Here is a 17,013-nt window from a genome sequence, read left to right as displayed (position 1 = left end):
GGACTTTCGATGCGCTTTCTCTCGGTTCTTGTCCTCATCGCCGGCGCCGCCGTCGGCGTCTTCTACCCTTGGGCGATGAGCAATTTCTCCGGCCATGCGATCGGCATCTACAGGGTCTATGAAGGCGGCCGCTTCCGGCCGGCGACGGTGCAACTTTCCGTAAGCGACGCGCCGCTGAGGGTGCTGGTTGACCTCACCGCGAGGGCCGAGCGCGTCGCCTCGCAGCAGCGCACCGTGCTGACGCTGACCGCCGCCAGCGGCGGCCGCACGGTGCTCGCCTCTACTCTGTCCTTCAACCACACCGACAATCCGCGCCAGGTGAGCCCGCAACTGCCCGACAAGATCTTTCGCGATGAGGCCGGCGTGATCGAGCGCGTCGCCCCCGGCGCCTATGTCTTTAACGTCGGCCCGGGCGACGCTGACGGCATCGACATGCGCGCGGTCGACCTGATCTTGCGCGCCGGCACCGGCTCGATCGATAAGCGGGCAAAGCCGACGGGCTACGTGCTGATGGGCGTCGGCCTGCTCGGCCTTGTGCTTTCGCTCGTCTTTGGCCGCGGCGGCGGCCGGCCGCAAAATCCCAACTCGCAGCCACCGCCGCCGCGCTGGGGCCGTGGCGGTTCGCTGAGGTGAGGGCGACATGAATTATCGCCATGCCTTTCACGCCGGCAATTTCGCCGATGTCGTCAAGCATGCCGTACTCAGCCGGCTGGTCGAGTACCTCAAGCAGAAAGACAAGGCTTTCCGCGTCATCGACACCCATGCCGGTATCGGCCGCTACGATCTCGCCTCGGTCGAGGCCGGCAAGACCGGCGAATGGCAGGGCGGCATCGGCCGGCTGTTCGAGGCCACGCTCGAGCCTCGGACGGCAGCCCTGCTTGCACCCTATCTGGAAGCGGTGCGCGCCGAAAATCCCGATGGCCGTCTGCGCCGCTATCCCGGCTCGCCGCTGATTGTCCGCCACCTGTTGCGCAAGCAGGACCGGCTGACCGCGATCGAATTGCATCCGCAAGACGCCGCGCGGCTGAGAACAGTCTTTGAAGGCGATTTCCAGGTGAGGGTGATCGAACTCGACGGCTGGCTGGCGCTCGGCGCGCATCTGCCGCCGAAGGAGAAGCGTGGCCTGGTCCTTATCGACCCGCCCTTCGAAGAAGAGGGCGAGTTTTCCCGTCTCGTCGAAGGCCTGCGGAAAGCGCACCGGCGCTGGCCGGGCGGCATCTACGCGCTCTGGTACCCGATCAAGGACCGCAAGGCGGTCGCCGCCTTTCGCACCGCGCTGAAGCAGGCCGGCATCCCAAAGCTGCTCGACATCGGCTTCGAGGTCCGGCCGGCCTCGAATGAGCCCAGCCTCGACGGCAGCGGCCTTGTGATCGTCAATCCGCCCTTCACGTTGAAGGGCGAATTGCAGCTGCTGCTCCCGGCCTTGCACAGGGTGCTTGCCGTCGAGCAGCCCTCGCGCTTAACGATCGAATGGCTGGCTGGCGAGTAGGGGGTCTTCGCCTCTACGCCCGCGCTACGGCGCCCTGCAGCGATGACGGCGTGACGCCCGTCAGCCGGCGAGTTTCGCGGATCAGATGCGCCTGGTCGGCATAGCCGGCCTCGATCGCCAGCAGGGCGGTCGAAGCGTCGCCTGCTTTCTCGCGCAGGCGCCGGAAACGGTGGAAGCGCAGGATGCGGTCGAGCGTCTTCGGGCCATAGCCGAAAGCATCCTCGAAACGCCGCCTCAGCGTCCGCTCTCTCATGTTGAGCCGGCTGATTAGGAAGGGAACCAGCGGCATTTCCGGCTCCAGGCCTTCGTCGATGACCTTGAAGGCCTTGCTCATCAGCGGATCGAGCGCATCGCGCCCTTCTGTATGCGAACCGATAACATTTTCCAGCTGCCGCACCATGCCGGCGGGGTCAGGTGCGGCCTTAATGCGGTCCGACAGCTCCCGGGCCCGCGTGCCCCAGAGCTCGCGCAGGTTCAACCGCCCGCCGACGATCTCTGCGGCCGGCACGCCAAGCCAACCGGCGGCTGCTCCCGGCCGGAAGCGGAAGCCGACGATCACCGCACCGGCCGGCGGCGTCTCGATCTGCGGTTCCTTGTCCGGCCCGGCGATCCGGAATTTTCCGTCGATCCATTGCAGGTCGATGGTCGCATCCGGCGTGATGACGACGGGCGGAGCGTCGTGCTCCTCCATGCGGTGGATCCAGACGGCGGAAAATGCGCTGGAAAGCCCTGCGGCCACGGGCCTTTCCCTGAAGAAGCCGGTGGTCTGCGCCAGGACCGCTTCCATTTCTTCTCCGATCTGGTCCAGCGGATTGTCCCTGCCGGGTCGCGCGGCGGCCATTTTGGCCGAAATCTTCAATGCCGGCCGCTTCCGCTGTGGCAGAACAGACGCAGTGTGCTGGCGTGTCCTGCGCCTTTTCAAGACCGCATCCGATCCCGGACGTGGTCACGAATATAGAAAGGAGTGAGAGAAATGAAAGCTCGCATCACCGTCATAACGCTCGGCGTCGACAATCTGGAAGCTTCGTTGAAATTCTACCGTGACGGCCTTGGTCTGCCGACCGAAGGCATCATCGGCCGCGAGTTCGAGCACGGCGCCGTAGCCTTTTTCGAGCTCGCCGGCGGGTTGAAGTTCGCGATCTTCGAACGCTCGAGCATCGCCCACGACGCCACCGTGCCGCAGAGCGGCCGCAGCTCGACCGAACTCACCATCGGCCACAATGTGGCGAGCGAAGCCGAGGTCGACGCCGTAATGGCGGAGGCCGTCAAGGCCGGGGCGCGCGTGGTCAAGCCGGGGCAAAAGACCTTCTGGGGCGGCTATGCCGGCTATTTCCAGGATCCCGACGATCATCTCTGGGAGGTCGTCTACAACCCCGACTTCATCCCGCCCGACTTCATCCCGCAAGACTAGATCCTGACCGCACGCCGTCGAAAGGAGGTCATCATGTTTATTCAAACCGCTCAGGCGTTTGGCGCTCTCCTCATCGGCGGGGTCTTCGTCTTCGCCGGCATCGAGCACTTTGTGAGGTTCAAGGCGATGTGCGACTATCTGGCGAGCCGGAAGTTCCCGGCTCCGCGCCTCGTGCTCGCCGCCGGCTCGGCGATCGAAATTATTGCCGGCGCAATGCTTGCCCTTGGCATCGCAATGGCTTTCGCCGCCGGCGCGCTGGTCGTCTTCACGCTGGCGACGAACCTGATGCTGCTGCGTTTTTGGGCCTCCGAGGAACCGGAGCGGCAGGTGCTCCGCAATGCCTTTCTGATCAACTTCGCGGTCGTTGGCGGGCTGTTGCTTGCCGGAGCGAGCTAGTTAGCCGGTCATTCTGGAACGATGTTTTCTGGAAACCATTGTTTTCGCAACCGCTTGACCGCCGCCAAGCGAATCCGCAGAGTGTGCGTAACCGACCTTGAGAGGCTGTCATGACTCGCTTCGCCCATTCCGCTCTTGCTGCGCTGATTTCGCTTTGCACGCCGTTTGGCACCTCGCTTGGCTTCACCCAGGCGGCGCATGCCGCCGATCTTGCCGTCTACACCGAAAACGACGGCAGCGTCTGCGGCGAGGCTTGGGTGCTGAACAAGATCACCGACCGCTTCTCCTATCAGGTCCATCACGTGCCGCACCTGCCGGATGTCGCGATCACCGATTTCCGCAACATCCGCCAGCATCGCTATCAGCTGGCGAGCGACGAGTGGCCGATCGGCCGACATTATTGCCGGGCCACCGTCAGCCTATCGGATGGTCGCGACCGCTCGATCTTCTACCTGATCGAGGAAGGCCAGGGCTTTGCCTCGATCGGCGACAATGTCGAATTCTGCGTCGCGGGCTTCGACCGCTGGATGGTCTATAACGGCCGCTGCCGCGTGCTGCGGTAGGGCGGTTAGAGACGCTGCTGCGAAGCTGCTGATCTCTCCTGCAGGGGAGATGCCCGGCAGGCACAGGGGGGGCGCTGTCCCCGCCGGCCTGTCGAGTTGGGCATGGCTTCAACCGAGGCGATAGTGCGCCTTCAGCAATCATCCGAACGCTGGCGATCCTTCTGTCCTGCCGGACATTTCCTCCGCAAGGGGAGATCAGATATCCCGTTGGCTTTCAGCCAATCTCCGACATCCCCTGCATTCAGGACGCCTCACGCCACCTTGGCGCCGGATAGATAGGCCGAGATCAGCTCGATGAGCTGCTTCTGCAATTCGGGCGCGGCGAGCATGTTGCGGCGCGCCGCATTGTGGATCACGCCCTCGACCGCCGAGGACAGCACCCGCGCCACGGTCTCATTGTCCTTGCGGCGTTTGCGATACTGCGCCACGGCCGCCGCGTATTGTTCGAGATAGCGGGCCTGGAATGAGGCGTGCGCGGCGCGCGTGCCACGGTCGCCGGGCGCTTCGTCGAGCAGCACCTGATGCAGCGTCGGATGGATGCTGTGCGCTGCGATCATGCCGCGCACGAGCTCGCGCGCGAATTGCCGCAGCGGCTTCTCGTCGGCCGCCGCTTCGCGGATGACCGACAGCACATGATCGAAGTGCCGGCGCCGGATAGCCTCGACCAGAGCGAGCTTGTCTGGAAAATATTGATAGAGCGAACCGATGCTGACGCCGGCGGCCTCGGCCACCTTGTTGGTGGTGAAGCCGGCCCAGCCGAGCTCGCTCAGAATGCGAGCACCTGCTTCAATTATCGCTTCCACGGTGGCGAGCGAGCGCGCCTGGCGCGGCTGCTTGCGCATGCGTGGAGCGGATTTCGCGATGCGAGTAGACATGGCGGCCAAGCCCCCGGTGAAAATATAAACAGCATACTCACATTTTTCGCCAGAGCAATTCCAGGCCAGAGCAAACCGGGCTTTCCGTCCGGAGTCGTCCTGCACGGCAGCTATCATCGCGGCGAGGTCGGCCGCATGCTGGCGCAGGCCGGGATCTCGCCGCCCTGGGATAGCTACGCCGTCCATCTGCATCGGGCCGAGCCGTCGCGCCGTCTCCAGATGAGGCGCGAGCCCCTTGACGCATGGCGCTGAAAATACGAGTAGTTAGCTCACTTTCGGCAAAGAAGCTTTGCCGCCGCAGGCGTTGGGTTTTGCTTGGCTTTCATCTGTGGATGTTGCGCCTGGACAAGATGAAGCAGCGGAGCGGGCGCCCTCTGCTGATTATGAACGATGTGCTCACATTTGACATCCGGCGCGCGATGGATGATCCGGCGATAGAGAGCATCAAGAATTCTGCGCCGCAGAATTTCGCTGCGACAACGCAAAGATTCGCAGTCGATTTTTGCATCGATGCGCTTGTTCGCGCGCTTCTCGTAACCAAAATTCAATAACTGAAAATCATTGTGTTGCTTCGCTGGCTAGGCAAGCGCGAGTCAGATATGCATGAGCACGCCGGGTCACTCACGACTGTCGGCAAAACGCAAGGGGCATCGCATGGCAAAGACAACAACCAAGGCGCCGGCGGCGAAAGCGCCGGCAAAGAAGGCGGCACCGAAAGCTGCCGCCAAACCTGCAGCAGTGAAGAAGGCAGCACCGAAGGCTGCGGCCGCCAAGGCTCCGGCCAAGGCAGCGGCAAAGCCTGCCGCCAAGAAGCCGGCTGCCAAGCCGGTTGCGAAGGCGGTCGCCAAGCCCGCCGCCAAGGCAGCGGCAAAGCCCGCCGCCAAGAAGCCGGCCGCCAAGCCTGCTGCGAAGGCCGCGGCAAAGGCGCCGATGAAGGCCGCCGCCGCCAAGTCGACGGCAGCCGTGAAGAAGGCGGCGCCGGCAAAGAAGCCGGCCGCCAAGAAGTAATCGCGTAGCTTCGCTCGCGGACGACGACAGGTGAGGGCGGGCGCTGTCGAGGCGCCCCTCTCGCCGGTTCGGCGCGACAGCGAGCGAAGCCGGAGCTGACGCTCCCCCTCAAAGCTCCCGGGACTTGCCGTCCGGCAAACTTCCGGGAGCTTTTTGCTGTCCGGCTCCGACGGTCAGCTTTGCGGTCAGGATTGGCCGTCCGGTTTTTGCCCTGTTGGCCGTTGCCCTGCACACCACGATCGGTCAACAGTGCGCGACCGCAACCGGGACCCGATCATGCCGAAATTGCTCTACGCCTCCACGTCGCCCTATAGTTCGAAGGTCCGCATGGCGGCCATCTATGCCGGCATTGCCGTCGATCTCGTGCCGGTCAGGACCGAAGACAGGCCGGCCGAGCTGATCTCGGCCAATCCGCTGGGCAAGATCCCGGCGCTGGTGCTGGAGGATGGCCGCTCGGTCCACGACAGCCGCGCCATCACCCAGCACCTCAACCGGGCGTCGAAGAACGCGCTGTTTCCACGCAACCCCGACAAGCGCCTCGAGGCCGAAGTGCTGGAGGCGCTGGCCGACGGCATCTGCGACTGCGCCCTGTCGATGGTCTACGAGCGGCGCACGCGCCCCGAGGCTTTTGTCTACCAGCCCTGGCTCGACCGTCAGTGGACGAAGATCACAGGCGCTCTCGACCTCCTCAACGCCAACCCGCCAAAACTGCCGAAGAAAATCACCGCCGGCCACATGGCGCTGCGCGCCTGCATTGGCTATCTCGCGCTGCGCTTTGGCGGCCAATGGGAGAAGGGCCGCGGCCGTCTTACCCGCTGGGCCGCGCGCTTCGACGAGAAGTTCCCGGAGCTGAAGGGATGTGTGCCAGGGTGAGAGCTGCCATTCTCCCCCCTTGAGGGGGAGATGGCCGGCAGGCCAGAGGGGGTCGGTCCGACTGGGCTCGGCTTGCTTGTGCAGATGGAGGTTGGCGCTCCACGCGAGGTGACCCCCTCTGTCGCCTTCGGCGACATCTCCCCCTCGAGGGGGGAGATTAGCAGCTTGAACAGCCACCCGCTTCCATGCTTGCCTGTCTCCGCAAATCGCGGAGGGCTGAGCATGGCGGAGTCAGTCACCAAAACCAGCGCCGTCGACCCCATGGTCGAGCGCCTGCGCGTCGCCCTTGGCCGGCGCGCCTTCACCGAGCAGAAAATGTTCGGGGGCACCTGCTTCATGATCGACGGCAACATGCTGATCGGCACCTCGAAGCGAGGCCTGCTGGTGCGTGTCGGCAAGGAAGGACATGCGGCAGCCGCAGCCCGTCCCCATGCCAGCCCGATGGAAATGGGCGGGCGCTCGATGGAAGGCTATATCCATGTCGCGCCGGAGGGCACTGCGAGCGAAGCCGATCTCGCCGGCTGGCTCGACCGTGCCCTGGCCTTCGTCGAAACACTGCCGCCGAAGGTCAAACCCGCCAAGGTCGCAAAGAAGCGCGTGTAGGTCGCTGGCTCACCACCTTCTGGACCGTGACGTGTCAGTATTTGTTGATCTGGCTTTGAGAAATGCACGGTCGGGGAGGAAGCAATGGCGCTCCATGGACATTGCATGTGCGGGGCTGTGACCTGGACCTATTCGGGCGATGTCACGCGCAGCCTGGTCTGTCACTGCGCCGACTGCCAGCGCGCGACGTCCTCCCCCCTCACGGCATTCGTGGGAATGAAGCCGGAGCATCTGAGCTGGACCGGCGACATCAGGCACTATGAAAGCAGCCCGAACACCTTTCGCGGTTTCTGCCCGTCCTGCGGCACGAGGCTCTATTTCCGCTCCGATAGATGGCCTCACGAGATCCATGTTCATGTCGCCACCATGACCGATCCGGATGACTACCAGCCCGATGCGCAGGTCCTCATGCGCTCACGCGTGAAATGGCTGGACCGGCTTTCATCGATCCCGGCCCATGACGGCTTTCAGCAAAAACCGGCGGATCAGTCCGGCGGCTGACATCTTCTTCCAGGGTCAACAAAAAAAGCCGGGCGCGAGGCCCGGCTTTTCCGTGTCGTGGCTTTGACGACTAGAACTTCATACCGACGCCGAAAGTGACGCGGTTGTCGGAAGACTTGACCTTGCCGACATCGGCGAAGTTCTTGCTGCCGTAGTCGGTATAGCGGTACTCGACGCGGCCGAACACGTTGTCGGTGATCTTGATGTCGGAGCCGACACCGGCCGTCCAACCCACCATCGCCCTGCTTTCGCTGGCGCCGGTGAGATCGTCGGTGATCTTCTGGTTCTTGGCGGCCACACCGCCGGTACCGTAGAGCAGGATTTCCGGGGTCACGGCATAACCGAGACGCGCACGCAGCGAGCCTTCGAGGCCCGACTTGGCCGTAACGGTGGCGCTTGAACCCTTGGTGCCGTTGTAGCCAAGATCGGCTTCAGCACCGTAGACGAAGTTGTCCTGCTGCCACTGATAGCCGCCGAAGACGCCGCCGACGAAGCCCTTAGTCTTGGCGTCCTCGCCGATATCTTTGGCCTTAGCATGGCCGCTGAAGCCGTAACCGGCGCTTAGACCGACGTAGGGGCCGGCCCAGGACGCGACGGGGAGTTCGGCGACCGGGGCGGGGGCCGGCGGCTCTTCCTGGACCACGTCCGCGGCATAGGCGGTACCGCCGAGGGCGAAGAGCCCGAACGCAACCGCCAGCGGCCGCGCAAACTTGAGATTGGCTTGCATTGTTGTCTACTCCTTAAGCCACAAGACACTAGGCTTTTACGTTCAGAAACGCCCCGGCCCGTCCGGGGGGATAAACGGGCCTGACGTCTAACGGTTCCAAATGTCGTGCTGAAATGCGGCTGAAGCGAACCTGAACTTGGGTCATTCCCCGGCACGAATAAGGCCGAACCTTGACGTTGCATCTTCGCAACAGCGAATGTCAGCAGGCTAATCATGTTGCGCTGCACATGGCTTGGTTCAAGGGGTTCGGCGCCATATATTACGCTATGCCGCGCCCGAATCCGGGCCGGATAATTAGGCCATGGGCCGCTTCGCCACATTCCTGCCCCAGGTGGAAATGGCTTTTAACCGCTCAGCCCGCCATATTGTGCCGGCTGCCGGAATCGTGGCGCCGATTAAGGGATTGACAGATGAAGAAGGCCACCGCCGTGGCGCTGGTGACGGGTGGGGCAAAACGGATCGGCAAGGCGATCGTCGAGGATTTGGCAGCGCACGGCTTCGCTGTCGCCATCCACGCCAACCGCTCGGCCGACGAGGCCGAGGCACTGGCCAGGCGTATCAAGGACGCGGGCGGCCGCGCCGCGGTGGTCGCTGCCGACCTCACCGACATGGACGCGGTCGGCGATCTCGTCGGCCGATCGGAGGCGGCGCTCGGGCCGGTTACGCTGCTTGTCAACAACGCCTCGCTGTTCGTCGACGACCGTGTCGAGGATTTCGACTGGCAGGCCTGGGACCGCCACTTCGCCATCCACGTCAAGGCGCCGGCGCTGCTGGCGCAGAACTTCGCCCGCGCCTTGCCGGAAGGCGAGGAGGGGCTGATCGTCAACATCGTCGACCAGCGCGTCTGGCGGCCGACGCCGCGCTATTTTTCCTATGCGCTGTCGAAGTCGGCGCTGTGGACGCAGACCCAGATGCTGGCGCAGGCGCTCGGACCTCGCATTCGCGTCAACGCCATCGGTCCCGGCCCGACGCTGAAGAACAAGCACCAGGACGACGATGACTTCGGCAAGCAGGTCGAAGGTCTGATCCTGAAGCGCGGCCCGCAATTGCCGGAATTCGGCGCTACCATCCGCTATCTCTGGCAGGCGCGCTCCGTCACCGGCCAGATGATCGCGCTCGACGGCGGCCAGCATCTTGCATGGCAGACGCCCGATGTGACAGGCATGGTGGAATGAGTCCCGCAGCCCAAAAAAACCGACGCAACGGCGCCGCCGACGACCTGCCGCCCGATATCGACCCCGATGTCGACATTGAGGACGAGGCGGCCGAGGAGATCGTCGAGCCCGAAGCCGTCCCGGTCGGCCCCGATGTCGCCTTCACCGCGATCGACTGGACGCCGCATGCCGGCGACGCCGACGGCATGGTCGGCGCCGAGGTGATCCAGACCTTGGTCAAGCGGCTGCCCAATCAGCCCGGCGTCTACCGGATGATGAACGCCGCCGGCGACGTGCTCTATGTCGGCAAGGCGCGCAGCCTGAAGAAGCGCGTCACCAATTATGCGCAAGGGCGCTTCCACACCGCCCGCATCGGCCGCATGGTGCGCGAGACGGCGACGATGGAGTTCGTCGTCACCCGCACCGAAATCGAGGCGCTGCTGCTCGAGGCCAACCTCATCAAGCGGCTGCGACCCCGTTTCAACGTGCTGATGCGGGACGACAAGTCGTTCCCTTATATCCTCTTGACCGGCGACCACGTCTCGCCCGGCATCTACAAGCATCGCGGCGCGCGCTCGCGCAAGGGCGACTATTTCGGGCCCTTCGCCTCGGCCGGCGCGGTGGGGCGCACCATCAATTCCCTGCAGCGCGCCTTCCTGCTGCGGAGCTGCACGGACTCCTTCTACGAGAACCGCACCCGGCCCTGCCTGCTTTACCAGATCAAGCGTTGCGCCGGCCCTTGCACCGGCGAGATCTCGCATCAGGACTATGCCGAGCTCGTCGCCGAGGCGAAGGAGTTTCTCTCCGGCCGCAGCCAGAAAGTGAAGACCGAGATTTCTGCCGCCATGCAGCAAGCCTCGGCAGAGCTCGACTTCGAACGCGCCGCCATTTATCGCGATCGCCTGGCGGCGCTCTCTCATGTCCAGGCGCATCAGGGCATCAATCCGCAGACGGTGGAGGAGGCCGACGTCTTCGCCATCCATCAGGAAGGCGGCCAGGTCTGCATCCAGGTGTTCTTCTTCCGCACCGGCCAGAACTGGGGCAACCGCGCCTATTTCCCCAAGGCCGACCCGGCGCTGGAGGGAGCGGAAGTGCTGGGCTCATTCCTGGCGCAGTTCTACGACGACAAGCTGCCCGCGCGGACACTCCTCCTTTCCCAAGCCGTGCAGGAACAGGAGCTGCTCGCCGAGGCGCTCTCCACCCGCGCCGGGCGCAGGATAGCGATCTCGGTGCCGCAGCGTGGCGAGAAGAAGGATTTGACCGACAATGCGCTGCAGAATGCGCGCGAGGCGCTCGGCCGCCGGCTCGCCGAAACCTCGACGCAGGCGCGGCTGCTGCAAGGTTTCGCCGAGACCTTCGGCCTGGCAAAGCCGCCGGTGCGCATCGAGGTCTACGACAACTCGCACATCATGGGCACCAATGCGGTCGGCGCAATGGTCGTCGCCGGGCCGGAAGGCTTCGTGAAGAACCAGTACCGGAAATTCAACATCCGCTCGACCGAGATCACGCCTGGCGACGATTTCGGCATGATGCGCGAGGTGATGGAGCGGCGTTTTTCGCGCCTGCTGCGCGAGCATGGTGACGCCCAACCTTCGGGCGGGGCGGGCGCGGAAGCCGAAGACCACGCGTCCGAGGACCTGATCGGGGGAAACGGCAGCTTCCCGGCCTGGCCCGACGTCATCCTGATCGACGGCGGCCAGGGCCAGATGACGGCGGTGCGCCAGATCCTCGCCGATCTCGGCATCGAGGACCGCGTCGTGGCGATTGGCATCGCCAAGGGCCAGGACCGCGACGCCGGGCGCGAGCGCTTCTTCGTCAAGGGCAGGGACTCCTTCACCCTGCCGGTGCGCGATCCCGTGCTTTATTTCGTCCAGCGCCTGCGCGACGAGGTGCACCGCTTCGCCATCGGCTCGCACCGGGCGCGGCGCAAGAAGGAGATGGTCAAGAGCCCGCTCGACGAGATCGCCGGCATAGGGCCGGGCCGCAAGCGCGCGCTGCTGCTCGCATTCGGCACCGCCAAGGCGGTCAGCCGCGCCGCGGTCGAGGACCTGGTCAAGGTCGACGGCATTTCCGAGCACGTGGCGAAGCTCGTCTACAATCACTTTCACGAGAGTTGACCGGGGCACGTGAAGGGTGGTGTAGCATCGCTGCGAGATGCCGGCGCGAGGCATCCCTCTCAAGCGATTTCGCTGGCCAATCGAATCTCGCCTGTTGACCCCCCACATTGGCTTCTGATTTGAGTACGCAGCTAAGAGAGTTCCCGAGACGAATGGTCCAGCGCGCGTTCAACCTGCCGAACATCCTCACCTACGCCCGCATTGTCGCGGTGCCGCTGGTGGTGCTGTGCTTCTTCCTCGAAGGCCATCTGAAGTCTTCCGACTTCGCCCGCTGGTCGGCGCTGATCATTTTTCTGCTCGCCTCCATCACCGATTATTTCGACGGCTATCTGGCGCGCGCCTGGCAGCAGACCTCCAACATCGGCAAGATGCTCGACCCGATCGCCGACAAGCTGCTGGTCGCCACTTGCCTGCTCTTGCTTGCCGCCGACACCGACCGCCATGCCGGTATCGCTGGCTGGTCGCTGTGGGCGGCCATCATCATTCTGTGCCGCGAGATCCTGGTTTCGGGCCTGCGCGAATATCTGGCGGCCTTGAAGGTTTCGGTGCCGGTCACCCAGCTCGCCAAGTGGAAGACCACCATCCAGATGATCGCCATCGCTTTCCTGCTCGCCGGTCCCGCCGGCGACAAGATCTTCCCGCTGACTACGCAGACCGGCCTGGTGCTGTTGTGGGTCGCGGCGCTGGTCACCCTTTACACCGGCTACGATTATTTCCGTGCCGGCCTCAAGCACATCATGGACGAGTGAGATGTCGACCAAGCTCATCTATTTCGCCTGGGTGCGTGAGCGGATCGGCAAGCCGGAGGAGGATGTCGAGCTGCCCGCCGGCATCGAGACCGTGGCCGACTTGCTGCGCTGGCTGAAGTCGCGCGGTGAGGAGTATGAAAACGCGCTGCAATATCCGGACGTCATTCGGGTCGCCATCAACCAGGAACATGTCGGCCATCGCGAAAGAATAGCCGGCGCGCGCGAGATCGCGCTGTTCCCGCCGATGACCGGTGGCTGACATGCCCGGTGCCGTGGTGCCTGCCATCCGCATCCAGCGCGAGGATTTCGACGTCGCCGCCGAGATCGACGGCCTGACCAAAGGCCGCGCCGACATCGGGGCCGTGGTCACCTTCTCAGGCCTTTGCCGCGACGAGCAGGGCAAGCTTGCGGCGCTCGAGCTCGAGCACTATCCCGGCATGGCCGAGGCCGAGATCGGCCGCATCGCCGCCGAGGCGGTTGCCCGCTGGCCGCTGCAGGGGCTGACCGTCATCCACCGCCACGGAAAAATAGCCCCGGGCGACAACATCGTGCTGGTTGTGGCGGCCTCGGCGCACCGGCAGGCGGCCTTCGAGGCGGCGAATTTCCTGATGGATTATTTGAAATCACGCGCGCCCTTCTGGAAGAAGGAGCACCGCGCCGACGGTTCCGAAGGCGGCTGGGTCGAGGCCAAGGAAGCCGACGACCAGGCGGCCGACCGCTGGAAGACACCGGGCAAATAAATCCGGTTTGCCATTGAACGACCGCAATCCTTCCAGACCTTGCAATCGGTTTGATTTGCTTGGCGGAGCAGGGTCATGCTGGACAGGATCGCCGAATTCTTCATCTTCGGGCTGGTGCCGCTGGTGGTCGGCGTGCTCGCCGTGCCGGAACTTTCCGGTGCCGCCGAACAGACGATTGCCGGCGAGGTGACCTATCGCGAGCGTATCGCGCTGCCGCCGCATGCGGTGCTCTCGGTCGAGCTCGCCGACGTGTCGCAGTCCGATGCGCCGGCAATGGTGATCGGCCAGCGCAAGCTCATGGCGGCCGGCCAGGTCCCGATCCGCTTCGAGATCGGCTTCGATCCGAAGGCGATCCGGCCGGCCAGGACCTATGCGCTGCAGGCCCGCATCACCGTCGACGGCAGGCTGCTGTTCATCACCGACGCCAGGCATGAGGTCGATCCGCTCGTCGGCAAGCCGCAGAGCATCGTCATGAAAATGGCGGCGCCGGCGACCGAACCGGAGGCCGCATCGCTCTACAATCAGAGCTGGCTGATCGAATATATCGACGGCATCGGCGTCATCGCCGAGCCGCAGGCGACCTTCCGCATCAGCGAGGCCGGCAAGGCCGGCGGCAAGGGTCCCTGCAACACTTATTTCGCCACCGCCAAGGTCGACGGTTCGATGGTCGCCATCAGCGATATCGGTTCGACCCGCATGGCCTGCGCACCCGGGGTGATGGCTGAGGAGAAGGCGCTGTTCGACGCGCTGACCAAGGCGGCGTCCTACAAGATCGACGCCGGCAAGCTCACCATCGCCGACAAGGACGGGCGCGACATCCTGCGTTTCAACGCCGCCAGTTGAATAGTCTGGAAGGATCAGGCCTGCGGTGGCGGCGGTGCCGGCGTCAGGTCGAAGCGCTTTCAGGAATTGAAGACGCTGCCCGGCGATCTCTGGGGCACGCCGCTGATCCGCTGAATGCACGATTGTCGGGAATAATCCGGTCGTGCGATGCGTTTCCTTTTCAGAACGGCGGGTAAGGCAACGGGATAGCTCGAGGGTATCCCTTCACCGAAACCGCCAGACCGAATGCGGCTCGATCTGGCAACTCAAAGGAGTCCAGAGATGAAAAAGCACGCGCTCATCCTCGCCACAGGCGTATCGCTGATTGCGTTCGCAGGCTTTGCCAGGGCGGACGATCATCTGTTCAATGCTATGCAGCATGGCCTCAGCCCTGACAGCCAGCCCTTCCAGACCAACAAGGCCGGTCATAGCGGCGACCTCGCGCCTGGACAGGGCAGTCCGTTCACCGGCGAGGAGACAAAGACGCCGGCCACCGACACGGCGGCGGCGAACGATCATGCGAATGTGAAAGAGCGCCAGGCGAAGTGACTTCGACCCGCCGCGAGGGGCGGCGGGCCTTTCTCGATATGCGGCGTGCCGACCTTGCGACCCGCCGCCGACCCCTTGAGCTGCGCCCGATTGACCGGATCGCCGCAAGCTCCTAGTTTCGTCCGCGAAAAGATGGGGATGGGGTTCCCCCGAAACCGCCCATGACGGGCTAATGACTCCTGCAAGGCGTCTCCGGCGCGGCAGGGGCTATTTTTCTCCGCACGGATCATGCCTGCTTTGTCGACGCGATTCCCGCACGGGATCGCTTGTGGAAAGGCAATGAAGCGATGACCTTTGCGGCTTGCGCCCTGGTCCTGATTGGCGGGTTCTTCGGCGGCATTTCCCGCTTTTTCCTGTCCGGCCTCGTCGGCCGCAGCGTCGGCGAAACCTTTCCGTGGGGCACGCTGGTGGTCAACGTCTCCGGCGCCTTGGTGATCGGCGCCTTCGCCGGCGCCGCGCGTGCGCATGGCGGCATCCTTGCCAGCGATCCGGTCCGCGACCTGATCGTCGTCGGCCTGTTCGGTGGCTACACCACGGTCTCCTCCTTCTGCCTGCAGACGCTGAACCTCGCGCTCGACGGCGAGCGGCGGCTGGCCGCCTTCAACATCGTCGCATCATCGGCGCTCTGCATGCTTGCCGTTGCGCTCGGCTTCTGGGCCGTTGTCCGGGTGGGGGGGTGAGATCATGGCAGCCCATGACGGACAGGCCTTGCGGCTCTATCTGGCGGTCGGCTGCGGCGCGGCGATCGGCTCGCTGGCCCGCTTCCTGTCCGGCTATTTCATCGTCTCGCTGCTGGGCTTGAGCGCGCTTCTTGCAACCGCCTTCGTCAACATCGTCGGCTCCTTCGCCATCATGGCCGTTGCCACGCTGACCCGGCCCGACGGCCGCCTGATGGTCGGCCCGGCCGGCCGCCAGTTCGTCACCGGCGGCTTCTGCGGCGGTCTCACCACCTTTTCGGCCATGAGCCTCGACACCTTCATCCTGCTGTTCGAGGGCGACGTCGGGCTGGCGGCAACCTATCTTGTCAGCGTGGTCGCGCTGTCGCTGGCGGCAGCCTGGCTGGGCTACGTCCTGGCGGCGAGGATCAACAGCTTGCCGACCAACAGATAATCAGGGAGGAAGACACATGGAACTTCCCACGCAATGCGTGCTGCTGCGGATCTTCTTCGGCGAGGACGACAGGGCAGCCGATGGCAAGCCGCTGCATGAGGCAATCGTCATCAAGGCGCGCGAGACCGGTATGGCCGGCGCCACCGTGCTCAGAGGGCCGCTCGGTTTCGGCCGTTCGAGCGTGCTCCACACCGCCAAGATCCTGCGCCTTTCGCAGGACCTGCCGATCGTCGTCGAGATCGTCGACGCGCCGGAAAAGATCGACGCGCTGATCCCTGAAATCAAGGCGCTGACGAAGAGCTGCCTGATTACCAGGGAAAAGGTCGAGGTGATCCGATACGGCGATGGGGAATAGGTCCGAGCCGCCCTGGTTCCTCTATTCGCCTATCGCCAAAGGCGCAGGCGTTGCCTGATCGTGTGCTCGTCGAAAATGCCGGCGCCGAAAACCTTCATGGCTTCTATCGCCAGCTCCGACGCTTCGGGGCTGCCTTCGACAATGCCGCGCTCTTCGCAGATCTCATCGTAGATGCGTTTCAAAAGGACGAGATCGCCCGGATAGGCAATGCCGCTCTTGGAAACACGGGGACTGATCATCGCGTCCTCCCTGGTTGGGCGGAAGCGCGACAGACGCTTGCGGGCCATCTGTCGCCGGGAGCACAACCATAGGTGCTTCGGCTGGCTTGGCATTCACCCAGGTTAAAAAAGGCGGCTCCGGCGCAACCAGGCCGCCTTCATGTCGTGAGCGAAACTTTTGTAGGCTCAGCCGACGATTTCGGTGTCGGAGAACCAGTATTTGATTTCCTGCGCGGCGGTCTCGGCTGCATCCGAGCCGTGCACGGAATTCTCGCCGATCGACAGCGCATGCACCTTGCGGATCGTGCCTTCGGCTGCATTGGCAGGATTGGTGGCGCCCATCACCTCGCGGTTCCTGGCGATGGCGTTCTCGCCTTCCAGCACCTGCACGATAGTCGGACCCGACGACATCGACTCCACCAGCTCGCCGAAGAACGGACGCTCCTTGTGCACGGCATAGAAGCCTTCCGCCTCGCGGCGGCTCATCCACACGCGGCGTGATGCGATGATGCGCAGGCCGGCGTCTTCCAGCATCTTGGTGATGGCGCCCGTAAGGTTGCGCCTGGTCGCGTCCGGCTTGATCATGGAGAAGGTGCGTTCGATCGCCATTGGGTCGTCCTTGTTGTCGGAATGGAAATTGGAGTGGCGGGCTCTATACAAGCCGTCTGCCGCCTTGCCAAGGGGAGGCGGCGTCTGGCCAAAGCCCGATGTTTGCGGGATAATTAGACGGCTGCACACAGGCCCGAGGCGCGA

The 17,013-nt window shown here is 64.2% G+C and carries 25 protein-coding genes and 1 riboswitch; of the genes, 20 read left to right on the top strand and 5 right to left on the bottom strand.

The window, feature by feature from the left end; genetic code table 11:
* Window positions 1-9 precede the first annotated feature (9 nt).
* Together FJ974_RS22725 and FJ974_RS22720 are read left to right on the top strand one after the other, a co-directional pair.
* Window positions 10-633, top strand: coding sequence for a hypothetical protein (locus FJ974_RS22725; protein WP_140534092.1), 624 nt, complete (start codon window positions 10-12; stop codon window positions 631-633).
* Window positions 634-640: 7 nt separating this feature from the next.
* Entirely contained in the window at window positions 641-1,489 is an 849-nt protein-coding gene (locus tag FJ974_RS22720) for a 23S rRNA (adenine(2030)-N(6))-methyltransferase RlmJ (RefSeq protein ID WP_140534090.1), read from the top strand.
* 13 nt (window positions 1,490-1,502) lie between these two features.
* Here FJ974_RS22720 and FJ974_RS22715 read toward each other — a convergent pair whose 3' ends face one another.
* A complete protein-coding gene (locus FJ974_RS22715; protein ID WP_226891350.1) occupies window positions 1,503-2,330 on the bottom strand; it encodes an AraC family transcriptional regulator in 828 nt (275 codons plus the stop codon).
* A 132-nt stretch (window positions 2,331-2,462) separates the two neighbouring features.
* Between FJ974_RS22715 and FJ974_RS22710 the strand changes: the two genes are divergently transcribed.
* The 3 genes from FJ974_RS22710 to FJ974_RS22700 all read left to right on the top strand — a co-directional run bounded on the left by FJ974_RS22710 (window position 2,463) and on the right by FJ974_RS22700 (window position 3,859).
* Entirely contained in the window at window positions 2,463-2,900 is a 438-nt protein-coding gene (locus tag FJ974_RS22710) for a VOC family protein (RefSeq protein ID WP_140534089.1), read from the top strand.
* A gap of 33 nt (window positions 2,901-2,933) precedes the next feature.
* Window positions 2,934-3,296 carry a DoxX family protein gene (locus FJ974_RS22705; RefSeq protein ID WP_140534087.1) on the top strand — a complete coding sequence of 121 codons (363 nt, stop codon included), beginning with the start codon at window positions 2,934-2,936 and terminating at the stop codon, window positions 3,294-3,296.
* Window positions 3,297-3,406: 110 nt separating this feature from the next.
* The gene (locus FJ974_RS22700; protein ID WP_140534086.1) at window positions 3,407-3,859 is read left to right on the top strand and encodes a hypothetical protein; all 453 of its coding nucleotides are present in this window, start codon (window positions 3,407-3,409) and stop codon (window positions 3,857-3,859) included.
* Between the two features lie 251 nt (window positions 3,860-4,110).
* Here FJ974_RS22700 and FJ974_RS22695 read toward each other — a convergent pair whose 3' ends face one another.
* Window positions 4,111-4,701, bottom strand: coding sequence for a TetR/AcrR family transcriptional regulator (locus tag FJ974_RS22695; RefSeq protein WP_140534084.1), 591 nt, complete (start codon window positions 4,699-4,701; stop codon window positions 4,111-4,113).
* A 275-nt stretch (window positions 4,702-4,976) separates the two neighbouring features.
* On the opposite strand from FJ974_RS22695, the gene FJ974_RS22685 reads away from it, so the two are divergent.
* The 5 genes from FJ974_RS22685 to FJ974_RS22665 all read left to right on the top strand — a co-directional run bounded on the left by FJ974_RS22685 (window position 4,977) and on the right by FJ974_RS22665 (window position 7,719).
* On the top strand, window positions 4,977-5,285 hold the full coding sequence (locus FJ974_RS22685; protein ID WP_140534083.1) for a hypothetical protein: 309 nt from the start codon (window positions 4,977-4,979) through the stop codon (window positions 5,283-5,285).
* Between the two features lie 103 nt (window positions 5,286-5,388).
* Window positions 5,389-5,742 carry a hypothetical protein gene (locus FJ974_RS22680; protein WP_140534081.1) on the top strand — a complete coding sequence of 118 codons (354 nt, stop codon included), beginning with the start codon at window positions 5,389-5,391 and terminating at the stop codon, window positions 5,740-5,742.
* A 276-nt stretch (window positions 5,743-6,018) separates the two neighbouring features.
* Window positions 6,019-6,615 (top strand): glutathione S-transferase, encoded by a 597-nt coding sequence (locus FJ974_RS22675; protein ID WP_140534079.1) that lies wholly within the window; start codon window positions 6,019-6,021, stop codon window positions 6,613-6,615.
* A gap of 222 nt (window positions 6,616-6,837) precedes the next feature.
* Window positions 6,838-7,218 (top strand): TfoX/Sxy family protein, encoded by a 381-nt coding sequence (locus tag FJ974_RS22670; protein WP_140534076.1) that lies wholly within the window; start codon window positions 6,838-6,840, stop codon window positions 7,216-7,218.
* Window positions 7,219-7,323: 105 nt separating this feature from the next.
* Window positions 7,324-7,719 carry a GFA family protein gene (locus tag FJ974_RS22665; RefSeq protein WP_226891349.1) on the top strand — a complete coding sequence of 132 codons (396 nt, stop codon included), beginning with the start codon at window positions 7,324-7,326 and terminating at the stop codon, window positions 7,717-7,719.
* Window positions 7,720-7,789: 70 nt separating this feature from the next.
* Here the strand turns inward: FJ974_RS22665 and FJ974_RS22660 are convergent, their stop codons facing one another.
* A complete protein-coding gene (locus tag FJ974_RS22660; RefSeq protein WP_140534072.1) occupies window positions 7,790-8,446 on the bottom strand; it encodes an outer membrane protein in 657 nt (218 codons plus the stop codon).
* A 410-nt stretch (window positions 8,447-8,856) separates the two neighbouring features.
* On the opposite strand from FJ974_RS22660, the gene FJ974_RS22655 reads away from it, so the two are divergent.
* The 10 genes from FJ974_RS22655 to FJ974_RS22610 all read left to right on the top strand — a co-directional run bounded on the left by FJ974_RS22655 (window position 8,857) and on the right by FJ974_RS22610 (window position 16,042).
* The gene (locus FJ974_RS22655; protein ID WP_140534070.1) at window positions 8,857-9,621 is read left to right on the top strand and encodes an SDR family oxidoreductase; all 765 of its coding nucleotides are present in this window, start codon (window positions 8,857-8,859) and stop codon (window positions 9,619-9,621) included.
* Entirely contained in the window at window positions 9,618-11,717 is a 2,100-nt protein-coding gene (gene uvrC, locus FJ974_RS22650) for an excinuclease ABC subunit UvrC (protein ID WP_140534068.1), read from the top strand. Before FJ974_RS22655 ends, uvrC begins: the two co-directional genes overlap by 4 nt.
* Before the next feature lie 152 nt (window positions 11,718-11,869).
* Window positions 11,870-12,466: a CDP-diacylglycerol--glycerol-3-phosphate 3-phosphatidyltransferase gene (gene pgsA / locus FJ974_RS22645; protein ID WP_140534066.1), complete on the top strand. Its 597-nt coding sequence runs from the start codon at window positions 11,870-11,872 to the stop codon at window positions 12,464-12,466.
* Between the two features lies 1 nt (window position 12,467).
* Window positions 12,468-12,725, top strand: a complete 258-nt coding sequence (moaD, locus tag FJ974_RS22640) for a molybdopterin converting factor subunit 1 (protein WP_140534064.1) — start codon at window positions 12,468-12,470, stop codon at window positions 12,723-12,725.
* 1 nt (window position 12,726) lies between these two features.
* Window positions 12,727-13,206: a molybdenum cofactor biosynthesis protein MoaE gene (locus tag FJ974_RS22635; protein WP_140534232.1), complete on the top strand. Its 480-nt coding sequence runs from the start codon at window positions 12,727-12,729 to the stop codon at window positions 13,204-13,206.
* 75 nt (window positions 13,207-13,281) lie between these two features.
* Entirely contained in the window at window positions 13,282-14,049 is a 768-nt protein-coding gene (locus FJ974_RS22630; RefSeq protein WP_140534062.1) for a YbaY family lipoprotein, read from the top strand.
* A 261-nt stretch (window positions 14,050-14,310) separates the two neighbouring features.
* On the top strand, window positions 14,311-14,577 hold the full coding sequence (locus tag FJ974_RS22625) for a hypothetical protein (protein ID WP_140534060.1): 267 nt from the start codon (window positions 14,311-14,313) through the stop codon (window positions 14,575-14,577).
* Between the two features lie 125 nt (window positions 14,578-14,702).
* Window positions 14,703-14,766, top strand: a riboswitch (Fluoride riboswitch).
* Window positions 14,767-14,864: 98 nt separating this feature from the next.
* Entirely contained in the window at window positions 14,865-15,257 is a 393-nt protein-coding gene (crcB, locus tag FJ974_RS22620) for a fluoride efflux transporter CrcB (RefSeq protein ID WP_140534059.1), read from the top strand.
* Between the two features lie 4 nt (window positions 15,258-15,261).
* A complete protein-coding gene (gene crcB, locus FJ974_RS22615) occupies window positions 15,262-15,687 on the top strand; it encodes a fluoride efflux transporter CrcB (protein ID WP_140534057.1) in 426 nt (141 codons plus the stop codon).
* A gap of 16 nt (window positions 15,688-15,703) precedes the next feature.
* Window positions 15,704-16,042 (top strand): DUF190 domain-containing protein, encoded by a 339-nt coding sequence (locus tag FJ974_RS22610; RefSeq protein ID WP_140534055.1) that lies wholly within the window; start codon window positions 15,704-15,706, stop codon window positions 16,040-16,042.
* A 29-nt stretch (window positions 16,043-16,071) separates the two neighbouring features.
* Here the strand turns inward: FJ974_RS22610 and FJ974_RS22605 are convergent, their stop codons facing one another.
* Window positions 16,072-16,281 (bottom strand): hypothetical protein, encoded by a 210-nt coding sequence (locus FJ974_RS22605; RefSeq protein WP_140534054.1) that lies wholly within the window; start codon window positions 16,279-16,281, stop codon window positions 16,072-16,074.
* 165 nt (window positions 16,282-16,446) lie between these two features.
* The gene (gene ndk / locus FJ974_RS22600) at window positions 16,447-16,869 is read right to left on the bottom strand and encodes a nucleoside-diphosphate kinase (protein ID WP_140534052.1); all 423 of its coding nucleotides are present in this window, start codon (window positions 16,867-16,869) and stop codon (window positions 16,447-16,449) included.
* Window positions 16,870-17,013 lie beyond the last annotated feature (144 nt).

Origin of the sequence: Mesorhizobium sp. B1-1-8 (genome assembly GCF_006442795.2) — a bacterium.
Lineage (GTDB): Bacteria > Pseudomonadota > Alphaproteobacteria > Rhizobiales > Rhizobiaceae > Mesorhizobium.
This window is presented reverse-complemented; position numbering and strand designations above follow the sequence as displayed.